A 15,495-nucleotide genomic window follows, 5' to 3' on the forward strand; every position below is an offset into this window, starting at 1 on the left:
TCGGCATGCGCAAGCGCGGATAGAGACCCCTCACCCGGCTTCGCTTCGCGAAGCCACCCTCTCCCACAAGGGGAGAGGGTGCACCGAGCCCGCGGCGAAGACGTCGCTCGACGAGTCTGCATTGATCTCGCCGCGCAGCGCATTTCCGCACCGCCTTAGCAAGCACATGCCAAGCAGCCGATCGTAACCGCCCATGCTGTCGCGCACCGCCGAAAACCTGTACTGGCTTGCCCGCTATGTCGAGCGCGCCGAGTATCTCGCCCGCACCATCGACGCCACCTTGCGCGTCACCGCGCTTCCCGCGGCCTATATCGGCAAGACCAACGAGTGGGAATCGGCGCTGCTGACCGCCGGCGTCAGCGCCAGCTTCTATGAGGCCTACTCCGAGGCCAACGAGCAGAACGTCGTCGAATATCTCTCGTTCAACCAGTCGAACCCGTCCTCGATCAAGAACTGCATCGAGGCCGCCCGGCTCAATGCGCGCTCGGTGCGGACGGCGCTGACCTCGGAGATGTGGGACACCATCAACGGCTCCTGGATCGAACTGCAGGAGGTCTGGAGCAAGGGCACGAAGACCCGCGAGGAGCTGGCGCGCTTCCTGCGCTTCGTGCAGGAGACCTCGCTGCGCTTCGACGGCTCGGCCTATCGCACCATGCTGCGCAATGACGCCTACTGGTTCTCGCGGCTCGGCCTGCATCTGGAGCGCGCCGACAACACCGCGCGCATTCTCGACGTGAAATATCACGTGCTGCTTCCCGAGGAGGAGCATGTCGGCGGCCCGCTCGACTACTATCAGTGGACCTCGATCCTGCGCTCGGTGTCGGCGCTGACGGCCTATCACTGGGTGTATCGCGAGACGCTGAAACCCTGGCTGATCGCGGACCTCCTGATCCTCAACGACACGCTGCCGCGTTCGCTCGCCAGCTGCTACGGCAATCTCGTCCGCAATCTCGACCAGATCGGCGTGGCCTATGGCCGCCAGGGTCCGTCGCAGCGCCATGCCCGCGGCGTCCGCAACCGGCTCGAGCATTCCAACATGGACGACATCTTCCAGCGCGGCGTCCACGAGTTCATCCAGGAGTTCATCTCGGACAATTCGCGGCTGGGGGAGATCATCACCAAACAGTACCTGATCTGACGATGGGGGCGCGGCGGAGTGTGGCCGCGAGACCACGCCCGGAGCCCCGATTCGAGGGTCGATCCAGCCCAATGCCGGCCTGCCCTTTCGGGAGACCGTGAAACGAGCTACCGCGGACAGCCACCTCACAACACCGATCGACCGCCATGCGCCTGCGTATCTCTCATTCCACCACCTACCGCTACGAGCCGGCGGCGACCGGCGCCATCCAGATCATCCGGATGACGCCCGGCAGCCATGACGGCCAATATGTGGCGGAATGGCAGATCGACGTGTCGACCGATTCACGTCTCGACATGCATGAGGATGCGTTCGGCAACGTCACCCACGTCATCACGCACGGACCGCTCGAGGACCTCACCATCACGGCAGAAGGCCTGGTGGAGACGCACGACACCGGCGGCGTGCTGAAGGGCGCGGACGAGCGGTTTCCGCCGAGCTTCTTCCTCCGGCAGACCCCGCTCACCACGGCCAATGCGGCCATGGCCGGCATCGTGCGGGACCTGCGCGCGGAGTCGGAAAGCGACGTGCTCGGCTTCCTGCACACGCTGATGATGCAGGTCTACGAGCACATGACCTTCGACGAGGACCCGACCCATAGCGGCACCTCGGCCGTGGAGGCATTCAATCTGCGGCGCGGCGTCTGCCAGGATTACGCGCACATCTTCATCGCCTCCGCGCGGGCCGGCGGCATCCCGGCCCGCTTCGTCTCCGGGCACTTCCTGCGCTCCGATGGTGCGGTGCACCAGGAAGCCGGTCACGCCTGGGCCGAGGCCTTCATTCCGGATCTCGGCTGGGTCGGATTCGACGCCGCCAACTGCATCTGCACGACGGATGCGCATGTGCGGGTGGCGCTCGGGCTGGATTATCTCGGCGCAGCGCCGGTGCGCGGCACCCGTTACGGCGGCGGCCACGAGACGCTCACCGTGAAGGTGAAGGTCGAGCAGGTCGGCCGCGGCGGCGGCCAGTCGCAATCGCAGTCGCAGCGCCAGTCCTGAATTCCGGGACGCGCCGCAGCCTTCCCAGCGGTGTCATTCCGGGGCGCCCGAAGGGCGAGCCCGGAATCCATCGGACGACGGACACGCGGGACAATGGATTCCGGGCTCGTCGCTGCGCGCCGCCCCGGAATGACGACTTATCGTGGAGCAGCGGCTCGCTGGAGCCACAGCCGTCTCGTCGGGGTTGGACGCGCCGCCGATTTTCGCTACTAATTCGCGCTCTGGCTCGAGGGGACGACGATGACGTATTGCTGCGGAATTCTGGTGCGTGACGGGCTCGTCATGATCGCGGACACCCGAACCAATGCCGGTCTCGACAACGTCTCGACCTTCCGCAAGCTGCACATCTTCTCCAATCCGGGCGAGCGCATCCTGGCGATCGCCAGCGCCGGCAATCTGGCCATCAGCCAGTCCGTGCTGTCGACCTTGACCGAAGGCATCGAAGACCCGGAGACCGGCGACGTCGAGACCCTGATGAACGCGCCGACCATGTTCCAGGCAGCCCAGCGCATCGGCAAGGCGATCCGCATGGTTCACGCGACCGAAGGGCCGGCGCTGAAGGCCGAGGATATCTCGTTCGACGTGTCCTTCCTGTTCGGCGGCCAGATCAAGGGCTCGCGGATGCGGCTGTTCATGGTCTACACCGCCGGCAATTTCATCGAATGCACCACCGACACACCCTATTTGCAGATCGGCGAGCACAAATACGGCAAGCCGGTGCTCGACCGCGCGATGCACTACGACGTCGAGCTCTACGATGCCTTGAAGACGGGTCTGATCTCGATGGATTCGACGATGCGTTCGAACCTCGGCGTCGGCATGCCGATCGACGTGCTGGTGGTGCGCGCCGAAGCCTGCGAGGCCGACCTCAATCACCGGATCGAGGCCGGCGAGCCCTATTTTCACGATCTCCGCTCGCGCTGGTCGGCGGCCTTGCGCGCGGCGCATAACAACATTCCAAGGCCGCCCTACAAGACTCAAAGCGAATCAAAACACTGAAACTGCAGATCACGCGAACTGCAAAACCACTGAAGGTGAGGACTCATGGCTGAAGCGGCAAAGAAGATCGCACTGGTGACGGGCGCAGGCACGGGTGTCGGCCGCGCCACATCGCTGGCGCTGATGAACGCAGGCTTCACCGTGGTGCTGGCCGGCCGCCGCAAGGAGATGCTGGAGGAGACCGCCAAGCTCGGACCTGCCGGCATGAGCCTCCCGGTCTCTGCCGACATGATGGACCCCGCCTCGATCGCGGCGCTGTTCGACACGGTCAAGTCGACCTATGGCCGGCTCGACGTTCTCTTCAACAATGCCGGCATGGGCGCGCCGCCGGTGCCGTTCGAGGACCTCACCATGGAGCAGTGGCAGTCGGTGGTCGCGACCAACCTCACCGCGCCGTTCCTGTGCACGCAGCACGCCTTCCGCATCATGAAGGACCAGAGCCCGCGCGGCGGCCGCATCATCAACAACGGCTCGATCTCGGCGCATGCGCCGCGGCCGTTCTCCTCGCCCTACACCTCCACCAAGCACGCCATCACCGGCCTGACGAAGGCGTCCAACCTCGACGGCCGCGCCTACGACATCGCCGTCGGCCAGATCGACATCGGCAATGCCGAGACGCCGATGACCGAGCGCATGGTCGGCGGCGTGCTGCAGCCCGACGGCCGCATGATGCCGGAACCACGCATGGACGTGAAGGCGGTCGCCGACGCCGTGGTCTACATGTCCGGCCTGCCGCTCAGCGCCAACGTGCTGTTCATCACCGTGATGGCCACCAAGATGCCGTTCGTGGGCCGGGGCTGACGAGCTCATCGCGGTCGCCCCCCTGCTCTATCCACTCGTCATTCCGGGGCGCGCGTAGCGCGAGCCCGGAATCCATAGCCACAAGCGGTGATGTGGCGCGAGATGGCAGTGGCGATCGTCTTCGCCTCACAGCCTGTCGTGGCTATGGATTCCGGGCTCATCGCTGCGCGATGCCCCGGAATGACGGCGGAAAGATTTGCGCGCGTCCCCGCATGACGGAGCGAGCGAAAGGCCCTACTCCAGCCGCTCGACCTTCCGGAGCGTCGGAAACAGCTTCATCCACGCCAGCGCGATCGCAATCGTCCCGAGACCGCCGAGGATGGCGGCGGGCATGGTGCCGAACAGCGCGGCGGTGACGCCGCTCTCGAATTGGCCGAGCTGGTTGGAGGCGTTGATGAACAGGAAGTTCACCGCGCCGACGCGGCCGCGCATCTCGTTCGGCGTGGCGAGCTGCACCAGCGAGAAGCGGATCACGACGCTGATCGTGTCGGCGGCGCCGAGGATGGCGAGCGCCAGCACCGAGATCCACATCACATGCGAGACGGCGAACACGACGGTCGCAGCGCCGAACACGATCACCGCCTGAAACATCCGCAGTCCCACGCGGCGACGGATCGTGTAGCGCGCCAGCACCGCCGTCATCATCAGCGCGCCGACGGCCGGCGCGGCGCGCAGCACGCCGAGCCCCCACGGCCCGGTCTGCAGAATGTCGCGCGCATAGATCGGCAGCAGCGCCGTGACGCCGCCGAGCAGCACCGCAAACAGATCGAGCGAGATGGTGCCGAGAATGGCCGGATTGGCGCGGATGAAGCGGACGCCGGCAAACAGGTCGGCACTGCCGCCGTCGAGCCGCTCGGCCGGCACATCATCCGGCACCTGCATCAGGCCGGTCAGCGCCATGCCGCCGAGCCAGAACAGCATCATGATGCCGTAGGGCAGCCCAGGCGCGACCGCATAGGCGAAGCCGCCGATGGCGGGGCCGGCGATGGTGGCGAGCTGCGCCGCGCCGCTCGACAGCGCACTGGCCCGCTGCAGCGTGCCCGACGGCGCGATCAGCGGCAGCAGCGCGGCGGTGGCCGGGCTCTCGAACGCACCGGCGATGCCGAGCACGAACACGGCCGCGAACAGCTGCAGCTCGGCGAGCTGGCCGGCATACGCCCCCCAGCACAAATAGAGCGCGGTGATCGCCTCGGCGAGCTGGCACAGCTGCACCACGCGCTTGCGCGGATAACGATCGGCGGCGCTCCCGGCTACGAATACCAGCAGCGCCGTCGGCAGGAACTGGATCAGCCCGACCATGCCGAGATCGAAGGCGCGCCCGGTGAGATCGTAGATCTGCCAGCCGACCGCCACCGCGGCGATCTGGCTCGCGAACCGCGACAGGCTGCGTGACGACAGGAAGAACAGGAACGCGGCTTGCTTCAGGAGATCCTGCGCGCCGGTCGGAGCGGTGGTGGACATGATGGCGCCTTGCGTGACGCAGGCCCAACTGCTTGTCAATCGCGAGCCCCGCATGGCGGCACGGCATTGCGCGGGGCTGTTCCATCAGCTCATAATGCCGTGGGGTTCGGGGGATCTGATGCTTCAGCTGCAATCGGCGTTCGGGATCGTCGCGCTGCTCGCGATCGCATGGGCGCTCGGCGAGAACCGGCGGGCGGTGTCGCTGAAGCAGACCGCGCTCGGGCTGGTGGTGACAATTCTCACCGCGCTGGTGCTGCTCAAGGTCCCCACCGTCGCCCGCGCCTTCGGCACCATAAACGACGCGGTCGGCGCGATCGCCTCCGCTTCGCGCGCCGGCACCTCGTTCGTGTTCGGCTATGTCGGCGGCGGCGCCCTGCCGTTCGACCTCAAGGCGCCCGGCGCCGATTTCGTGCTCGCCTTCCAGGCGCTGCCGATCGTGCTGGTCATGAGCGTGCTGACGACGCTGCTGTTCTACTGGCGCGTGCTGCCGCCTCTGGTGCGCGGCATGGCCTGGCTGCTCGAGCGGACGCTCGGCGTCGGCGGCGCCGTCGGCCTCTCCACCGCCGCCAACGTCTTTCTCGGCATGGTCGAAGCGCCGCTGTTCATCCGCCCCTATCTCGCGCAGATGACGCGGAGCGAGTTGTTCCTGGTCATGACCGGCGGCATGGCCGGTATCGCGGGCACCGTACTGGTGCTGTACGCGACGCTGCTTGCGCCGCTCATTCCCGACGCCGCCGCGCATTTTGTCATCGCCTCGGTGCTTGGCGCGCCCGCCTCGATCCTGATCAGCCAGATCATGGTGCCGGAGACCTCGAAGCAGCTCACCGGCGGCGCGCTCGGCGATCCGGACATGCAGGCCTCCTCGACGATGGACGCCATCGTCAAGGGCACCAGCGCCGGGCTGGAGCTCCTGATGAACATCGTCGCGCTGCTGCTGGTGCTGGTGGCGCTGGTCTATCTTGCGAACGCGATCCTGTCGCTGCTGCCGGCCGTCGGCGGCGCCGCCATCTCGCTGCAGCGGCTGCTCGGCCTCCTGATGGCGCCGGTGTGCTGGCTGATGGGCCTGCCCTGGTCGCAGGCCGTCACCGCCGGCAGTCTGATGGGGACCAAGACGGTGCTCAACGAGCTGATCGCCTATGTCGAGCTGGCGAAGCTCGACCCTGCCGCGCTCGACCCGCGGGCGCGGCTGATCATGCTGTATGCGATGTGCGGCTTCGCCAACTTCGCCAGCCTCGGCATCATGATCGGCGGCTTGGGCACGATGGCGCCGACACGCCGCGACGAGATCAACGCGCTCGGCCTCAAGTCAATCGTCTCGGGCACCCTCACCACCTGCCTGATGGGCGCGATCGTCGGCTTGCTGAATTGAGCTGAACTCGCTCGCGCCAGGCAGAAGCTGCGGCACAATCTTGGCCATCACGTGCACCGAGCCCTCGGCCGTGAGATGCGCGTGGTCGAAGGACAGCGGAACGCCGCCGACCGTCAACGGACAATGGTCGCCCTTGCAGACGGCAGACAGGATCGAGACGTAGGAAAAACCCTCGCCGCTCGGCAGCGCCGCCTGCATTGCCGCGTCCAGCGCAAACACATCGGATCGCACAAACGCCGCGGGATCAGGCGTGACGCCGCGTAGCGTCGCACGCGCCAGCATGGACGGCAGCCGCGCGCGGAATTGAACGGAGGGGCCGAGCAGCACCACCGGAATGCCGGCATCATGCAGGCGATGAAGCGTCGATTTGAGGTCGTGGACCATGCTCTGGAAGCGCGGCGGGCGTGCATCCTCCAGCCAGTCCGCCGACATCACCACGAGATCTGGCCGCGCCGTCGCGAGATAGTCGCGCATCTGGCTCGCGAGGGCACGGCAGGCTGCGACGCCCTGCGTCTCCGCGCTGAAGGTCGGCATGCAGGTCGGCTGGCTGGCCTGCATGATGTTGACGGCGTCCGGATCGAGCTGAGCCTTCAGGCCATGGTAGTAATGCGCGGCAAAGCTGTCGCCCCACAGCAGCACATTGGTCTTGCCGGCCATCTGGCGCAGGCAGTCCTCCGGGATTCGTCCGTCAGGGGTGGTAAAGCAGGAGCCGTAGCGATAGACCGGCTTCATGTCGTAGTTGTTGTAGGCATCGAGGCGCTGCGCCGCGCGGTCGGCGTCGGAGACGACGCCCGCGCGTAACAGCCCGGCACCGCTCCCGGCGAGCAGCGCGAGGCTCGCCAGCGCGGCGAGAGCGAACGCGGCGCGCGACGTGGCTGCGAGCCGGCGGCTGCGAAACGGCTGCTCGACGAAGCGCCAGGACAGCGTGGCGACGGCGACCGTGAGCGCGAACAAGGCCGCCCGTTCCCAACCATCGAGCGCGAGTCCAGGCTTGGCAAAGCGCGCAAAGGCGAACACCGGCCAATGCCACAAATACAGCGAATAGGAGATGCGGCCGAAGAAGGCCAGCACAGACAGCGGAGCCAGCGGGCTGCGCGCCGCCTGAACGCTTCCCGTCCCGCTCCACAGGAACAGCGCCGCACCGAGACAGGGCGACAGCGCATTGAGGCCGGGAAAGCCTGGGCCGGGCCGCAACGCAAGGACTGGCACCGCCATCAGCAGCAGCGCCAGCCCGCGCGCCGTACGTTGCGCCGCGCCGGGGCGCGGTGCGGGCAGGCCTGAGACGGCAACGAGGCTGCCGAGCAGGAATTCCCATGCCCGCGGCGGGCTGAGGAAGAAGGCGCTCGCGGACGCGCCGGATCGCATCAACATCAGGCCGAGGGCGAACGAGCCGGCCGCGAGGACCAGCAGCGTGATCGGAAGCGCCAGCCGGCGGCCGCGCGCGATCCGCAACACGCTCCAGATCACCACGGGAAGCACGAGATAGAACTGCTCTTCGACGGCGAGCGACCAGGTGTGCAGCAGCGGCTTCTCCACCGCGGCATGGTCGAAATAGCCGGACTGCTGCCAGAAGAAGATGTTCGAGGTGAAGGTGACGACGGCCATGGCCGAGCGGGAGAGTTCGGCGCGCTCGGAGCTCAGCATGTCCCAGAATGCCGGGATCGCTGCGAACGCCACCATGACATAGAGCGCGGGCAGCAATCGCCGCACGCGCCGTTCATAGAAGTTGGCAAACGAGAACTGCCCTTTGGCGATCTCGGCCGTGATGATGCCGGTGATCAGATAGCCGGAGATGACGAAGAAGATGTCGACACCGACGAAGCCGCCGAAGATGGCCGGCGCCTCGAAGTGGAAGCCTATGACGGCAAGCACCGCGATAGCGCGGAGCCAGTCGACATCCTCGCGATGAGCGGGAGCCGACGCTGCGGACGAGCCGGCAACACAGGGCTGCGCGGGCGCATGCATCCGTGGCGCGCGCTTGGCCGTGGGAGCGTATTGAACGACGAAGGAGGGCAACGGGACGGATACGCCTTACACAAGCCCGCGCCGAACGCGGCTCCGCATCCGTCGCCGGCCCATCCGTCCCCATCACGCGGGACTGGACGTCAACACACACGCGCGACGGCCGCCGTCCATCGCGCGCGAAATGTTTCCATCCGTTTCTGTCGCCTTTACGTCGTAAGTTCGACGGTTTTGAAGTCGGCCGGCAGGATCACTTCGAGCAGCTCGACGTCGTCGGAATAGTCGAGGATCATGTGCCGGATCTTCGGCGGCTGGGTCCAGCAGCTGCCCTCCTGCATCAGCGTCTCGCCGACGCCATCGAGGTAGCTTTTCACCCAGCCCTTGAGCACGTAGACCATCTGGAAGTCGACCGCATGGGTGTGCAGCTTCGAGACCTCCTGCGGATTGCACGGCGGCAGCATGCGAATGACATGCGCGCGCGCCAAACCGTGGGTCGCGGCGGCGATGCCGAGATCGCGATAATGCGCATAGGCACGCAGGCCATCGGCCTTGAAGTCCTCCTCGCGGTGGTGAGAGATCGCGACCTTCTGCTTCGGCCGCCGCGGCGCCGGCGCCGGCCGCCCCTTGCTCACGAGCGCCTTGCGCGCGGACGGCGCGGCCGCCCTGCCCGGCCTGGCGGGCGTCTTGCCGGGCGTCTTGGCGATGGTCTTTGCGCTGGTTTTGGCGGAGGTCTTCGCAGCCGCCTTGCTGCTCTTGCTGGTCTTCAGCGCTGCGGCCTTGGCGGCGGCGCGTGAGACGGGCTTGGTGGTGCGGCTCTTGCTGGCCATGGTGCTCTCCCTGCGAGTCCTCGATGCAAGGCTAGCACATGTTGTCGAACCTCAGCAGCTTCTCCAACAAAGGTCGTCATTCCGGGGCGTGCGAAGCACGAGCCCGGAATCCATGCCTCCGCGCGTTGTGCCGCCCGATGGATTCCGGGCTCGCGCTGATGCGCGCCCCGGAATGACACCGGTGGTGGAGCGACTGCGGCGCCCTTCCGCTCAATGCAGCACGAACACACCGTCGACCGCGCGCAGCTCGGCCGGCTTGATCAGCTTCGAATGCGCCACTGTCACCGAGTGCAGCGGGCCCTCGATCTTCTCCTGCCAGAACGCCAGGAAGTCCTGCAGCGCCGGGAATTTCGGAAACAGGTCGTAGTTCTGCCAGACATAGGTTTGCAGCAGCGAGCGATGGTCCGGCATCCGATACAGGATCTGCGCGGTCGTCAGCCCATAACCCAGCACCTGTTTCCGAAAGTCCTCGGAAACCTCAACCCTCGATACCATGCCAACCTCCGTTTCTGGAGCGCATGTCCGCGTGGCCAACCGGGATGGAGCCACCCGGCAAAGATGCGCTCACTGCTTCGAAATGTGACGCATGTCCTCAACCCATCTCAAGCTTAAATGTTTAACCGGTTGTTGAAATATGCTGCATTAGCAGCGACTTAGCCCGGGTGCTAATACGGTGTTTCGTGCTTTGTTCCGGCGCCGTTAACGCTATCGGAACGCTTTGGCAGAGGCCGCAGTTGACTGCTAATTTTTCTGCTACAAGGCCTTGCCCGGCATAGAACTCTCCCCTAAATCCAGCCCGCGTGCTGGCACTCGCCGGCGCCGACTGCCAAATTTTCAGAAACTGACAATCGCCTCAATAGCTTAGGAGGACTGTATGGCTTTCCGTCCGCTTCACGACCGCGTCGTGGTCAAGCGCATCGACGCCGAAGAGAAGACCGCTGGCGGCATCATCATCCCCGACTCGGCCAAGGAAAAGCCCTCGCAGGGCGAAGTGATCGCGGTGGGCCCGGGCGCCCGCGACGAGAGCGGCAAGCTGGTCCCGCTCGACGTCCAGGTCGGTGATCGCGTGCTGTTCGGCAAGTGGTCGGGCACCGAGGTCAAGATCGACGGCCAGGAGCTGCTCATCATGAAGGAAAGCGACATCATGGGCGTGCTCACCGACACCGCGTCGAAGAAGAAGGCCGCCTAAGCCGCCGTTGCCCCTCATCCTGAGGAGCCGGCTTGAGCCGGCGTCTCGAAGGATGAGGCCTCAACTCCAACCTCCTCTCGTCCTTCGAGACGCCCGCCGCGATCTGCCAAGGCGGGCTCCTCAGGACGGGGACCTCGATCAACTCAGGGAAACCCAATATGTCAGCGAAAGACGTAAAGTTCGGCGTCGAAGCCCGCGACCGCATGCTGCGCGGCGTGGACATTCTCGCCAATGCCGTGAAGGTCACGCTCGGTCCGAAGGGCCGCAACGTCGTCCTCGACAAGTCGTTCGGCGCGCCACGCATCACCAAGGACGGCGTCACCGTCGCCAAGGAGATCGAGCTCGACGACAAGTTCGAGAACATGGGCGCGCAGATGGTGCGCGAGGTCGCCTCGAAGTCCGCTGACGCGGCTGGCGACGGCACCACCACCGCGACCGTGTTGGCCCAGGCCATCGTGCGCGAGGGCGCCAAGGCGGTTGCCGCCGGCATGAACCCGATGGATCTGAAGCGCGGCATCGACCTCGCGGTCGAGGCGGTCGTTGCGGACCTCGTCAAGAACTCCAAGAAGGTCACGTCGAACGACGAGATCGCCCAGGTCGGCACCATCTCCGCCAACGGCGACTCCGAGATCGGCAAGTTCCTCGCCGACGCCATGAAGAAGGTCGGCAACGAGGGCGTGATCACGGTCGAGGAAGCGAAGTCGCTCGAGACCGAGCTCGACGTCGTCGAGGGCATGCAGTTCGATCGCGGCTACATTTCTCCGTACTTTGTCACCAATGCCGACAAGATGCGCGTCGAGATGGATGACGCCTACATCCTGATCAACGAGAAGAAGCTGTCGTCGTTGAACGAGCTGCTGCCGCTGCTCGAGGCCGTGGTGCAGACCGGCAAGCCGCTGGTGATCGTCGCCGAGGACGTCGAGGGCGAGGCGCTGGCCACCCTGGTCGTCAACCGTCTGCGCGGCGGCCTGAAGGTCGCGGCCGTCAAGGCGCCGGGCTTCGGCGACCGCCGCAAGGCCATGCTGCAGGACATCGCGATCCTGACGGGCGGCCAGGCGATCTCGGAAGACCTCGGCATCAAGCTCGAGAACGTCAACCTCTCCATGCTCGGCCGCGCCAAGAAGGTGATGATCGACAAGGAGAACACCACGATCGTCAACGGTGCCGGCAAGAAGGCCGACATCGAGGCGCGCGTGCAGCAGATCAAGGCGCAGATCGAGGAGACCACCTCGGACTACGACCGTGAGAAGCTGCAGGAGCGTCTGGCCAAGCTCGCGGGCGGCGTCGCGGTGATCCGCGTCGGCGGCGCGACCGAGGTCGAGGTCAAGGAGCGCAAGGATCGCGTGGATGACGCGATGCATGCGACCCGCGCGGCTGTCGAGGAAGGCATCCTGCCGGGCGGCGGCGTCGCCCTGCTCCGTGCCTCCGAGCAGCTCAAGGGCCTGCGCACCAAGAACGAGGACCAGAAGACCGGCGTCGAGATCGTCCGCAAGGCGCTCTCCGCTCCGGCCCGCCAGATCGCCATCAACGCGGGCGAGGACGGTTCGGTCATCGTCGGCAAGATCCTCGAGAAGGAGCAGTATGCGTACGGCTTCGACTCGCAGACCGGCGACTACGTGAACATGGTGTCCAAGGGCATCATCGACCCGACCAAGGTCGTGCGCGCCGCGATCCAGAACGCAGCGTCGGTGGCCGGCCTGCTGATCACCACCGAGGCGATGGTCGCCGAGCTGCCGAAGAAGAACGCCGGCGGCCCCGCGATGCCTCCGGGCGGCGGCATGGGCGGCATGGACTTCTAAGGTCCGCTCCCCTCGCGAACACGAAGGGCGCAGCGCAGGCTGCGCCCTTTTTCTTTCACGGCTTCCTCACCGCGATCCGCTTCGGCCGCCGTTTCGGCACCGCGCCCGACCAACCGCGCACGGCTCAATCCCCCGCCTGGAACTCCGCAAAACAACCGCGCAGCCAGTCGATGACGACGCGCGCGGCGGGATCGCGTTTCAGATGGGTCTGCACCAGCAGCCAGATGTCGCGGCGGCGCGGCAGCTGCGTCACCCGCAGCGTGCGGTCGGCCAGCAGATCGCGGCAGGCATGTTCGGGAAGCACGGCCGCGGCATGGCCGCCGCGCAGCACCTCCGACATCAACCGCACATCATCGGTCATGCAGCGCGCCGCATCGAACAGCTTGCGCTGCTTGAGAATCTGCTGCTCCGGAATGCCGTCGAGCTCGTCCGGATAGGCGCAGACGAAGCTGACGGGGCCGCTCGCCGGCTCGATCAGATAGAGCCGGACGCTGCCGAGCCGGGTGATGGTGAAATCGCCCTTCTCCGGCTTGCGCAGCCGGATGGCGAAATCGGCCTGCCAGCGCGAGAAGCTGACATTGCTGCTCGCGGTGAGAAGCTGCAGCCGCAGGCCGGAATGTGCTGTCAGCAGCGAGGCCATGCGCGGCGCCAGGATGCGCTCGGCCACGGCCGGCGTGGCCGCGAGGCGAAAGCGGCCGGTGACGCCTTCCTGGGCGGCACCGACGCGGGCGATGTCGGCGGCATGGCTCGCCATCGCCTCGACATGCGCCAGCACCATCTCGCAGGCCGGCGTCGGCCGCCGACCCCCGTCGACCGCCTCGAACAGGCGGACCCCGAGCGCGGTCTCGATGCGCGCCAGCCGCCGGCCCACCGTGGTCTCGTCGATGCGCAGCCGCGCGCCGGCGCCGGCATAGCTGCCGGCATCACGCACCGCTGCGACAATGCGCAGATCGTCCCAGTTCATTCGCGACCCGTACCATGCCGCGCGACGGGTCGGCAAATATCGCCTGCAGATTCGCAGCCACCGGCTGCAACATCCTGCATTGCCGCAGGCAGCTCCCAACCCCTAGGGTCGCCGCACGGCATTGGAGACCGCCTCATGACGATGCTCAAGACCCCACCCAGCACCCTGCTCGAACTGTCCGGCGCCGACCTCCGCCTGCCCCGTCTCGCCGAGTCCAGCCTCGTGCTGATCGACATCCAGAACGAATACCGCCACGGCCCGCTGGCGCTGCCCGGCGCCGAGGCCGCGATCGCACAGGCCGCCCGCCTGCTGGCGCGGGCGCGCGCCGCCGGCAGCGTGATCATCCATGTTGCCCATCGCGGCAAGGAGGGCGGGCTGTTCGACCGCAGCGCACCGCGCGGCGCGATCGCCGAGGCCGTGACACCGCTGGCCGGCGAAGCCGTGATCGAGAAGACGCTGCCGAATGCGTTCGCCGGCACCGAGCTGCAGGCACGGCTTGCCGCGGCCGGCCGCAACAACGTCGTGCTCGCCGGCTTGATGACCCATATGTGCGTATCATCCACCGCGCGCGCCGCGCTCGACTTCGGCTGGCGCATCACCATCGACGCCGCGAGCTGCGCCACGCGCGACCTGCCGGACGGTCGCGGCGGCACGCTGCCGGCGGCGCTGGTCCATGACGTCGCGCTCGCCGAGCTGTCCGATCGCTTCGCGCTGATCACGCGCGACGGCAACGCGCTGGTCTAGCGCACGACACTCCCGATCCGCTCGAAGCGGGTCCGGGGGCCCTCGCCTTCGCCGCCGTCACCGCGCGAAAAGAAGATCATCCCAAAGCGGCCGATGACGTGATCGACCGGGATCGTGCCGACTTGCGACACTCGGCTATCGCTCGAATTGTCCCGGTTGTCGCCGAGCATGAACAGATGCCCCGCCGGTACGGTGGTCTCGATCGTCTCGTCGAAGAAGCCGTGGTCGAGGCAATCGATCGTCTCAAAGCTCACGCCGTTCGGCAGCGTCTCGCGCCAGCGCTTCACCGCGGCCCCGGCTCCACCGCAAGCTTCCTCGCCCGCGACGTCCGCCAGCCGCTCGCGGGCGACCGGCTGTCCGTTGAGATGAAGCACCCCGCCGCGCATCTGGACGCGATCTCCGGGCAGGCCCACGACCCGCTTGACGTAGTCGACGCCGCCTTCGCCTCGCGGCAGGCGGAAGACGACGACGTCGCCGCGCGCAGGCATTGCGCCGAAGATGCGCCCGGCGAACAGCGGTGGCGCGAAGGGCAGCGAATAGCGGCTGTAGCCATAGGCGTATTTCGTCGCGAACACGTTGTCGCCGACCAGCAGGGTCGGCATCATCGAGGCGGCGGGTACGCTGAACGGCTGAAAGGCGAAGGTCCTGATCGCGAGCGCGCCCAGCGCGGGCATCAGCAGCGCCGCAATCGCATAGGTGAGAACGCCCCGCCAAAGACTGAGGCCCGCCGCTTCAGCCATCATTGCTGCGGTCAGTCCCACCGCCCAGATGCCGCAGATCCCGCCCAGGATCTGCAGCGGCACCAGCACGGCGGAGTCGCCGCTCGCCGGCGCGACGGTGGCGATGGTCAGGATCACGACGCCGCCGAGCACCACCGGCAGGCCGCCAAAGGCCAGGGCTGCGCGCATCACCACGGCCGAGGTCTGCCCGCCCAGCCGCCGGGCCAGCCAGGCTGCGATGGCGCCAAGGACGTAGAGATCGAACACGCCAAGCGCGCCGCCGAGCACGAGGCAGGCCGACAGCGCACGCCAATCCATCAGATCGCTGATCGTCCCGAAGCCGAGCACCGTGTTGAAGGACGAACCGATCCCGCCTGCAACCGCGAGTGGCACAACAAGCGGATATGGTAGCCGTCCCGCAATGCGCGCGATCGTCCGGCGCGGGTGCAGCCACACCGACAAGAACGGCGATCGCTCGGGCATCGTCAGGGGCAGACTATCGGACATCGATCAACCTCAATTCGG

General features: G+C 66.8%; 14 protein-coding genes. 8 read left to right on the forward strand and 6 right to left on the reverse strand.

The features are described from left to right. The first annotated feature begins 193 nt into the window (after positions 1-193). From HL666_RS06110 to HL666_RS06125, 4 genes are all read left to right on the forward strand, one after another. Positions 194-1,138 (forward strand): alpha-E domain-containing protein, encoded by a 945-nt coding sequence (locus HL666_RS06110; protein WP_172113850.1) that lies wholly within the window; start codon positions 194-196, stop codon positions 1,136-1,138. A 146-nt stretch (positions 1,139-1,284) separates the two neighbouring features. Beyond that, positions 1,285-2,136 (forward strand): transglutaminase family protein, encoded by an 852-nt coding sequence (locus HL666_RS06115; RefSeq protein ID WP_172113849.1) that lies wholly within the window; start codon positions 1,285-1,287, stop codon positions 2,134-2,136. Positions 2,137-2,376: 240 nt separating this feature from the next. Next, positions 2,377-3,135 (forward strand): proteasome-type protease, encoded by a 759-nt coding sequence (locus HL666_RS06120; protein ID WP_172113848.1) that lies wholly within the window; start codon positions 2,377-2,379, stop codon positions 3,133-3,135. A gap of 45 nt (positions 3,136-3,180) precedes the next feature. Beyond that, positions 3,181-3,936, forward strand: a complete 756-nt coding sequence (locus tag HL666_RS06125; RefSeq protein WP_172113847.1) for an SDR family oxidoreductase — start codon at positions 3,181-3,183, stop codon at positions 3,934-3,936. A gap of 234 nt (positions 3,937-4,170) precedes the next feature. Here HL666_RS06125 and HL666_RS06130 read toward each other — a convergent pair whose 3' ends face one another. Beyond that, positions 4,171-5,397 (reverse strand): MFS transporter, encoded by a 1,227-nt coding sequence (locus HL666_RS06130; protein ID WP_172180409.1) that lies wholly within the window; start codon positions 5,395-5,397, stop codon positions 4,171-4,173. A gap of 118 nt (positions 5,398-5,515) precedes the next feature. Between HL666_RS06130 and HL666_RS06135 the strand changes: the two genes are divergently transcribed. After that, a complete protein-coding gene (locus HL666_RS06135) occupies positions 5,516-6,766 on the forward strand; it encodes a NupC/NupG family nucleoside CNT transporter (RefSeq protein ID WP_172180411.1) in 1,251 nt (416 codons plus the stop codon). On the opposite strand, the gene HL666_RS06140 is transcribed toward HL666_RS06135, so the two are convergent. The 3 genes from HL666_RS06140 to HL666_RS06150 all read right to left on the reverse strand — a co-directional run bounded on the left by HL666_RS06140 (position 6,704) and on the right by HL666_RS06150 (position 10,050). After that, complete coding sequence (locus HL666_RS06140; protein WP_172180413.1) at positions 6,704-8,731, reverse strand: acyltransferase family protein; 2,028 nt, start codon at positions 8,729-8,731, stop codon at positions 6,704-6,706. The two genes, HL666_RS06135 and HL666_RS06140, sit on opposite strands and share 63 nt — an antisense overlap. A 206-nt stretch (positions 8,732-8,937) precedes the next feature. Beyond that, a complete protein-coding gene (locus HL666_RS06145; protein WP_172130947.1) occupies positions 8,938-9,555 on the reverse strand; it encodes a cupin domain-containing protein in 618 nt (205 codons plus the stop codon). Positions 9,556-9,765: 210 nt separating this feature from the next. Next, a complete protein-coding gene (locus HL666_RS06150) occupies positions 9,766-10,050 on the reverse strand; it encodes an usg protein (protein ID WP_172130948.1) in 285 nt (94 codons plus the stop codon). 379 nt (positions 10,051-10,429) lie between these two features. Here HL666_RS06150 and groES point away from each other — a divergent pair, with 379 nt between their 5' ends. Together groES and groL are read left to right on the forward strand one after the other, a co-directional pair. Beyond that, complete coding sequence (gene groES / locus HL666_RS06155) at positions 10,430-10,744, forward strand: co-chaperone GroES (RefSeq protein ID WP_008966485.1); 315 nt, start codon at positions 10,430-10,432, stop codon at positions 10,742-10,744. Between the two features lie 158 nt (positions 10,745-10,902). Beyond that, positions 10,903-12,543 (forward strand): chaperonin GroEL, encoded by a 1,641-nt coding sequence (gene groL, locus HL666_RS06160; protein WP_172113841.1) that lies wholly within the window; start codon positions 10,903-10,905, stop codon positions 12,541-12,543. A 124-nt stretch (positions 12,544-12,667) separates the two neighbouring features. Here the strand turns inward: groL and HL666_RS06165 are convergent, their stop codons facing one another. Then, positions 12,668-13,507 (reverse strand): LysR family transcriptional regulator, encoded by an 840-nt coding sequence (locus tag HL666_RS06165; protein ID WP_172113840.1) that lies wholly within the window; start codon positions 13,505-13,507, stop codon positions 12,668-12,670. A 135-nt stretch (positions 13,508-13,642) separates the two neighbouring features. On the opposite strand from HL666_RS06165, the gene HL666_RS06170 reads away from it, so the two are divergent. Further along, on the forward strand, positions 13,643-14,251 hold the full coding sequence (locus HL666_RS06170; RefSeq protein WP_246741474.1) for a cysteine hydrolase family protein: 609 nt from the start codon (positions 13,643-13,645) through the stop codon (positions 14,249-14,251). Here HL666_RS06170 and lepB read toward each other — a convergent pair. Then, positions 14,248-15,477 carry a signal peptidase I gene (gene lepB / locus HL666_RS06175; protein WP_172180414.1) on the reverse strand — a complete coding sequence of 410 codons (1,230 nt, stop codon included), beginning with the start codon at positions 15,475-15,477 and terminating at the stop codon, positions 14,248-14,250. The genes HL666_RS06170 and lepB overlap by 4 nt on opposite strands. Positions 15,478-15,495 lie beyond the last annotated feature (18 nt).

Origin of the sequence: Bradyrhizobium aeschynomenes (genome assembly GCF_013178945.1) — a bacterium.
Taxonomy (GTDB): Bacteria; Pseudomonadota; Alphaproteobacteria; order Rhizobiales; family Xanthobacteraceae; genus Bradyrhizobium; species Bradyrhizobium aeschynomenes.